Origin of the sequence: Nocardioides sp. (assembly GCF_004803405.1) — a bacterium.
Taxonomy (GTDB): Bacteria; Actinomycetota; Actinomycetes; order Propionibacteriales; family Nocardioidaceae; genus Nocardioides; species Nocardioides vastitatis.
Genome location: NZ_SSXI01000016.1, coordinates 1 through 7,324, shown reverse-complemented (window position 1 = coordinate 7,324; position 7,324 = coordinate 1). Strand labels below are relative to the sequence as shown.

Below are 7,324 nucleotides of genomic sequence, written 5' to 3'. Positions count from 1 at the left end.
AGCTCGGCTGCGGGCTCGGCTCCCGTCGGCGGGTACTCATCGACCACCTCGAGCCCGTCGCGCAGTGCGGGGTCGGCCCAGCGGGCCACCAGCTCGCGCAGGGCGGGGTAAGCGCGGAGCTCGGCTGCGGAGGGGCGCCGGGTGGGGTCGTACGCCGTTGCGGCGACGACGACGTCGAGGACCGCGTCGTGCTCGGCGTTGCCGCTGCGTACCCCGCTGACGTCGATCGGCGGCAGCTCGTCGTCATCGATCGGGCGCTGGCCGGTCAGCATCTCGAGCATCACCACCCCGAGGGCGTAGACGTCCGCGCTCGGGTCCGGATCGGCGCCGCGGTGCTGCTCGGGAGGCATGTAGCCGGGAGTCCCGATCACCATCGCGACGTGGGTGAGCCGGGGCTCGTCGCGCGGCACCGCGATCCCGAAGTCGGTCAGCCGCAGGTGCGGCCTGCTGCTGCCGGTCGGCTCGAGCAGCAGGTTGCCGGGCTTGATGTCACGGTGCACGATCCCGGCCCGGTGGACGGCCTCGAGCGCCTGGAGCGTCTGGTCGGCCAGGACGGCGATCCAGCGCGGCGGCAGCGGCCCGTAGCGCCTCATCAGTCCCGAGACCGAGCCGCCCCGGACCAGCGGCATCGTGAAGAGCACGCGGTCGTCGACCCCGGCCCACGACTGCGGAGTGACGACGTGGGTGTGGTCGATGCGCACCGACTGCTCCCGCACGAACCGCAGCAGCATCGCCGCGTCGGTCTGGCGCAGCATCTTCGCGGCCTTCACCTCACCGGCGACCCGGTCCAGGACGCGCCAGACGGTGCCCATGCCCCCCGTCGCGATCGGGTCGAGCAGCTCGTAGCGCCCAGCGAAGACCTCGCCCATGGCGGCGAGCCTATCCGCGGCGACACCCGGGTGAGCCCTGACGGACTCGACCCGGGTGTCACGCGCGACCGGCGGGAGGCAGCGCCTCAGGCGTTGCGGATCGCCGAGATGTCGAACTCGAGCTTGATCTTCTCGGAGACGAGGACGCCACCGGTCTCGAGCGCCGCGTTCCAGGTGAGGCCCCAGTCCTTGCGGTTGACCGTGACCGAGCCCTCGAAGCCCACGCGGACGTTGCCGAACGGGTCCTTCGCGGAGCCGTTCTCCTCGAAGTCGATCGTGACCGGCACGGTGACGCCCTTGATGGTCAGGTCTCCGGTGATCGTCCACGCAGTCCCGTCGCGGGAGACCTCGGTGGAGGCGAACGTCCACTCGGGGAAGCTCTCGACGTCGAAGAAGTCGGGGGAGGCGAGGTGGCCGTCGCGGTCGGCGTTGCCCGTGCTCACGCTGGCGGGTTTGATCACCAGGTTGACCGAGGACGCGGCCGGGTTCGCGGTGTCGATGTGCGCGGTGCCGGTCCAGTCGGCGAACTGCCCGCGGACCTTGGTGACCACGGCGTGGCGAGCCACGAAGCCGAGACGGCTGTGGGCGGTGTCGAGGGTGTAGTCACCGGCGACGTCGGTGAGGGCCTGGGTGGTGGTGGTCTCGGTCATTGCGTCTCCTTGATTGACGGTGGTAGTTGAACCGTTGACCACCTCAGCAAAGGTGACACGTCAACCATTCCTCCGGCTCCGTGTGATCTGGGACACAGAAAACGACAGAGGAGCCGACCCGCGTAGGGGACGGCTCCTCCGAGCTGGGTCGAGCGCGCCGGCGGTCAGGCCGCGGCGTGGGTGTGCGTGACGGTTGCCTGACCGGGGGCATCCCAGTGGGACTCCATCCGGGTGCGCCCGTCGGCACCGGTCACCGACACCCAGCGCATCTCGAGCCGGGCTGTCGCCTGTGTGTCAGTCATGGGACACCTCCTGTTCACCATTCGTTCATCAAGATAGCACGTCCCCCACCCCGGCCGGTCATTTCCGTCCGATCGGGCCGCCGACGCTCCACCCTGGCGCATCGAGTGCGGACAGGTGGCGCATCCTGCTCCACTCACGCCTGCGGCACGGAGGTGGTCGCCTGACCGCCTCACTGACCGGATCAGGTCGTAGTGCACGTGGATCTGCCCGAAACCGGGCAGGAAGTTGCAGAAGGTGGCGGATGGGGCGCATCCTCGGAGCGTGTCGGTCGATCAACGACTGCTGCGCCACGTCATGGCGAGCACCGGACTCTCGGACTCCGAGGCATCGCGTCTGGTGGAGGACGTGCTCGCCTTCCACGACGAGCCGGTGGAGGAGTACGTCCGCCGGAGGCACGTCGAGCTGAGGACCTACGGGGCGAAGAACGCGGAGATCTTCGCCTCGCTCCGCGAGGAGCTTCGCGGCCGCGTGGTTGCGGCGCCGGAACTCTCGGAACGACAGCTCCGCCGGATCATCTACGGCTAGTCCAGGCACCAGTGTGGACAGGACGTCCACGAGAGGGAGACATCGACATGTGCGGCATCGTCGGATACATCGGCACCCAGCAGGCGGCCCCGCTGCTGGTCGAGGGGCTGACCCGCCTCGAGCACCGCGGGTACGACTCGGCCGGCGTGGCCGTCCTGGGGCCCAGCGGCATCAAGGTCGTCAAGCGGGCGGGGCGGGTTCGTGATCTCTCCGAAGGCCTGCCGAAGCGGTTCACCGGCAAGATCGGCATCGGGCACACGCGCTGGGCGACCCACGGCCCGGCCAACGACGTCAACGCGCACCCCCACACCGACGCCGGGGACCGCGTCGCCGTCGTGCACAACGGCATCATCGACAACGCCGCCGCACTACGTGCCGAGCTGACCGCGGACGGCGTCGAGCTCTCCTCCGACACCGACACCGAGGTGCTGGCCCACCTGATCGCCCGGTCCGAGGCCGACACCCTCGAGAGTCGCGTAGCCGAGGCGCTGAGCCGGATCGAGGGCACCTACGGCATCGCCGTCACCCACGCGGACTTCCCCGACCGGATCGTCGTGGCGCGCAACGGCAGCCCGCTGATCGTCGGCGTCGGCGACCACGAGATGCACGTCGCCTCCGACCTGGCGGCGCTCGTCCGCTACACCACGACGGTCGCGCATCTCGACGACGGCGAGATGGCCACCGTCACCGCAGGAGGTTTCACGACCTACCGGCTGGACCCCGGTGGTCTCGCCGCGACCCACCGCCGTGCCCGCGAGGTCGACATCGACCCAGGCGACTACGAGGCGGGCGAGCACGAGTCGTTCATGCACAAGGAGCTCCTCGAGCAGCCTGCCGCGGCCGAGCGCATGCTGCGCGGCCGCCTCGACGAGCGCTTCGGCACCGGACACCTCGGCGGGCTCAACCTCGACGCCCGCGAGCTGCGCGCGATCCGTCGGGTGAAGATCCTCGGCTGCGGCTCGGCGTACTACGTCGGCCAGATGGGTGCCTCGCTGATCGAGGAGCTCGCCCGGATCCCGGCCGACGCCGAGGCTGCCAGCGAGTTCCGCTACCGCAACCCGATCGTCGAGCCCGACACGCTCTACGTCGCCGTGAGCCAGTCCGGGGAGACGATCGACACCCTCCTCGCCGTCCAGGAGGTACGACGCAAGGGCGGCCGCGTGATCGGCCTGGTCAACGTCGTGGGCTCCGCCATCGCCCGTGAGGTCGACGGCGGGATCTACCTCCACGCCGGGCCCGAGGTCGCGGTCGCCTCGACCAAGGCGCTCACGAACATGTTCCTCGGGTTCGCCCTGCTCGCGGTTCAGCTCGGTCGCGTGCGGGACCTGTCGATCGCCGACGGTCGCCGACTGATCGCAGGGCTCACCGCCATCCCCGGCCAGATCGAGGAGGTGCTCGCGACCGAGCCCGACCTGGCCGACATCGCCAAGCGGCTCGCCGAGGCGGAGAGCCTCTTCTTCGTCGGGCGAGTGCGCGGCTTCCCGGTCGCTCGCGAGGGCGCCCAGAAGTTCAAGGAGATCAGCTACCGCCACGCCGAGGCCTACCAGACCAGCGAGCTCAAGCACGGCCCGCTCGCCCTGATCTCGACCGACGTGCCCACCGTGGCGGTCGTCCCGGACGACGAGCTGGTCGAGCGGAACGTGGCGGCGCTGCACGAGATCACGGCCCGCGGCGGCCCGCTCACCGTGGTGACCCACCGTGGCGTGGACCTCGGCGACCTCGCCGGCCGCGCCCACCGGGTCGACGTACCGAAGAACGAGCGGGAGCTCGACCCGATCCTGCTGACCATCCCGCTGCAGCTGCTCGCCTACCAGGCCGCGCTCAACCTGGGCCACGACATCGACAAACCGCGCAACCTCGCCAAGTCCGTCACCGTGGAGTGAGCCCGCGCGTCGGCGACGTCAGCGCAGCTGGATGGAGACCCGCACCGGGCTGTGATCGGAGAGCAGCTGCGTGTAGCGGCCCCCGGACATCGGCTCGACGATCCGCCAGCTCCGCACATGGGCGCCGGCCGGGGCGAAGACCCGGTCGATGTGGACACCCCAGGTCCACGAGCTGACCGGCACGGCGAGCCAGCCACTGGCCGAGTTCTGCCACGGCGGCGAGTCATAGGACGCCGCGACGTCGTACCCGTCGTGGAAGCGGCGCGCCTCGAGGCGGACCCGGGGACCGTCGAAGGCGCGGCTGCGGTGGGAGTTGAAGTCCCCGGCCAGCACGAGTGACGGCATGCCGCCGGGCTGGTTCTGGTACTGCGCGTCGATCCGGCCGAGCAGGGTACCGGTCTGGGCGTAGCGCTCCCGGTCCTCCGCGTCGCCCTTCCCATTGAGGAGGTGCACGCTCGCCACGACGAGGCGTCGCCCGGTCGAGCGGTCGATCACCTCGACCCAGCAGGCGCCGTGGGTCTTCGCGGCGAACCGCACGCCGTTCGCCGTGCCGGGCACGACCGTGTAGTCCGCGTCCCGCACGAAGAGCGACTGGCTGTCCCAGTGGTCGGCCTCGGCGCGGCCGGCGCCCACCTGGCAGGCCTTGGTGTAGCCCGGGAGGTTGCGGTCGAGGTAGTCGGTCGCCGAGCCGGCCTCCTGCATCGCCATCACCCCGACGTTCATCGCCAGGATCCGGTCGCGGACCTTCGGGGCGCGGGTGGACCACCCGGGGCACGCGTCGCTGCAGGCGTTGAACGAGCCGACGTCGACGACGGTCGCGGACGGCGAGGCCGCCGCCCGGCGGCCTGCCGGCATGGTGAACTTGCAGTGGGTCGGACTGCGGTAGCCGTAGCCGGCGCTGTTCCGTCCGCGCACCTGGAAGCAGTAGACCTGTCCGGGCCGCAGTCCGCGCACGATCGCGGTCTCGCCGCTGATCCCCTTGCGGGTGACCTTCCCGGGCGCCTGGACCGTGCGTCCGAGACGGTAGTCGAGCTCGTAGGAGGTGGCGCCGCCGACCCGGGGCCAGCGGACCGTGAGCGTCGTGGTGGCGGCGGTGCCGGTGCCTTCGACGACCTGCTTGCTCATCCAGACCGCGCCGGCTTGGCCGACCCGGCGGGGCGTCAGCCGGCAGACCACCGCCGACCGGCGGCCCTTGGTGCGACCCGAGACGCCGCGCACCTGGAAGCAGTAGGTCACGTTCTGGCGGAGCCGACGCACGGTGAGGGAGCGGGTGCGGGTGGAGGCCACCCGCGGGTCGGTCATCCTTCGGGAGCGCGACCAGAGCACCTGGTAGCCGCTCGCGCGGCCGGCCCGGTCCCACCGGACCGTCAGGCTCGCTGTCGACCCAGTGACGGTGGGGCTCACGACCCGGACGTCGGTCACCCGGGCGGGCGTGGCCGCCTCGGCAGGACCGACGTGCGCACCGCCGAGCACCGACACCGCGCAGGCGAGCGCCGCCACCACAGCAGACAGCGCACGCAGGCGGATCCGCCCGCCGACTTCGGTTCGCATCAAACCCTCCCCCTAGGACATTCTCCTGCTCCATCGGCACGGCGCAGGGCCTCCTGAGCGAGGTGACCCAGCGCACCGCGCTCGCGATCGACGGTGAAGTCCGTCACGGCCTTAGGCTGGAGGGGTGAGTGAGCCTGCAGCAGAGCACGAGACCGCTACGTTCGCCGACCTCGGTCTCGGCGAGCGGATCCTGAAGGGACTCGCGGAGGTCGGCTACGAGTCGCCGTCGGCGATCCAGGCGGAGACCATCCCACACCTCCTCGCAGGGCGTGACGTGCTCGGACTGGCCCAGACCGGCACCGGCAAGACCGCCGCGTTCGCGCTGCCGATCCTCGACCAGCTCGACCTCTCCCAGAAGTCCCCGCAGGCGCTGGTCCTCGCTCCCACCCGCGAGCTCGCCCTCCAGGTCTGCGAGGCGTTCGAGAAGTACGCCTCCAGCCTGCGCGGCGTCCACGTCCTCCCGGTGTACGGCGGCCAGGGGTACGGCGTGCAGCTCTCCGCGCTCCGCCGCGGCGTGCACATCATCGTCGGCACCCCGGGTCGGATCATGGACCACCTCGAGAAGGGCACGCTGGACCTCACCCAGCTGCGCTTCCTGGTGCTCGACGAGGCCGACGAGATGCTCAACATGGGCTTCGCGGAGGACGTCGAGACGATCCTCAAGGACACCCCGGACAACAAGCAGGTCGCGCTGTTCTCCGCGACCATGCCGAAGCAGATCCGCACCTTGTCGGCGAAGTACCTCAACGACCCGGTCTCGGTCACCATCGAGCGGAAGACCCGCACGGCGGACAACATCGCGCAGCGGTACCTGATCTGCAGCTACCCGCAGAAGGTCGACGCCCTCACCCGGATCCTCGAGGTGGAGAACTTCGAGGGGATGATCGTCTTCGTCCGCACCAAGAACGAGACCGAGACCCTGGCCGAGAAGCTGCGCGCGCGCGGCTTCAGCGCTGCGGCCATCAACGGCGACGTCCAGCAGACGCAGCGCGAGCGCACCGTCAACCAGCTCAAGGCCGGCAAGCTCGACATCCTCGTCGCGACGGACGTCGCGGCCCGTGGCCTCGACGTCGAGCGGATCAGCCACGTCGTCAACTACGACATCCCCACCGACACCGAGTCCTACGTGCACCGCATCGGTCGCACCGGCCGTGCCGGGCGCAGTGGCGACGCGATCTCGTTCGTGACGCCGCGCGAGCGCTACCTGCTCAAGCACATCGAGAAGGCGACCCGCCAGCCGCTCACGCAGATGCAGCTGCCGAGCGTCGACCAGGTCAACGAGACCCGGCTCGCCCGGTTCGACGACCAGATCACCGCGGCGCTCGAGTCGCCCCAGATCAGCTTCTTCCGTGACGTCGTCAGCCACTACATCCGCGCGCATGACGTGCCCGAGGTGGACGTCGCCGCTGCGCTCGCGATCGCGATGCAGGGTGACACCCCGCTGCTGCTCGACCCGGAGGCCGAGCGCCGTGCCCAGCGGACGTTCGACGACCGGCCGGACCGGGGCGACCGCAAGGCGCCGGCCGGCGGCCGTGACCGTGGT

Annotated in this window: 7 protein-coding genes; 3 read left to right on the top strand and 4 right to left on the bottom strand. The window is 70.6% G+C overall.

Annotated elements, in window-relative coordinates; genetic code table 11:
* The 3 genes from E7Z54_RS01400 to E7Z54_RS22805 all read right to left on the bottom strand — a co-directional run.
* On the bottom strand, window positions 1-869 hold an 869-nt coding region (locus tag E7Z54_RS01400), incomplete at its 3' end, for a serine/threonine-protein kinase (RefSeq protein ID WP_136431046.1).
* An 86-nt stretch (window positions 870-955) separates the two neighbouring features.
* Window positions 956-1,519, bottom strand: a complete 564-nt coding sequence (locus tag E7Z54_RS01395) for a YceI family protein (protein ID WP_136431044.1) — start codon at window positions 1,517-1,519, stop codon at window positions 956-958.
* 164 nt (window positions 1,520-1,683) lie between these two features.
* The gene (locus E7Z54_RS22805) at window positions 1,684-1,821 is read right to left on the bottom strand and encodes a hypothetical protein (RefSeq protein WP_168798104.1); all 138 of its coding nucleotides are present in this window, start codon (window positions 1,819-1,821) and stop codon (window positions 1,684-1,686) included.
* A gap of 262 nt (window positions 1,822-2,083) precedes the next feature.
* On the opposite strand from E7Z54_RS22805, the gene E7Z54_RS01390 reads away from it, so the two are divergent.
* Together E7Z54_RS01390 and glmS are read left to right on the top strand one after the other, a co-directional pair.
* Window positions 2,084-2,347, top strand: coding sequence for a hypothetical protein (locus tag E7Z54_RS01390; RefSeq protein WP_240769452.1), 264 nt, complete (start codon window positions 2,084-2,086; stop codon window positions 2,345-2,347).
* A gap of 47 nt (window positions 2,348-2,394) precedes the next feature.
* The gene (glmS, locus tag E7Z54_RS01385) at window positions 2,395-4,230 is read left to right on the top strand and encodes a glutamine--fructose-6-phosphate transaminase (isomerizing) (RefSeq protein WP_136431042.1); all 1,836 of its coding nucleotides are present in this window, start codon (window positions 2,395-2,397) and stop codon (window positions 4,228-4,230) included.
* Between the two features lie 18 nt (window positions 4,231-4,248).
* Here the strand turns inward: glmS and E7Z54_RS01380 are convergent, their stop codons facing one another.
* A complete protein-coding gene (locus tag E7Z54_RS01380) occupies window positions 4,249-5,781 on the bottom strand; it encodes a fibronectin type III domain-containing protein (protein ID WP_136431040.1) in 1,533 nt (510 codons plus the stop codon).
* 124 nt (window positions 5,782-5,905) lie between these two features.
* Here E7Z54_RS01380 and E7Z54_RS01375 point away from each other — a divergent pair.
* A partial coding sequence (locus E7Z54_RS01375; RefSeq protein WP_136431038.1) for a DEAD/DEAH box helicase occupies window positions 5,906-7,324 on the top strand: 1,419 nt, incomplete at its 3' end.

Excerpts from the sequence above, each read along its gene's own strand:
- E7Z54_RS22805 (WP_168798104.1), bottom strand. The coding sequence starts at position 1,821 with ATGACTGACACACAGGCGACAGCCCGGCTCGAGATGCGCTGGGTGTCG.
- E7Z54_RS01380 (WP_136431040.1), bottom strand. The coding sequence starts at position 5,781 with ATGCGAACCGAAGTCGGCGGGCGGATCCGCCTGCGTGCGCTGTCTGCT.
- glmS (WP_136431042.1), top strand. The coding sequence starts at position 2,395 with ATGTGCGGCATCGTCGGATACATCGGCACCCAGCAGGCGGCCCCGCTG.
- E7Z54_RS01395 (WP_136431044.1), bottom strand. The coding sequence starts at position 1,519 with ATGACCGAGACCACCACCACCCAGGCCCTCACCGACGTCGCCGGTGAC.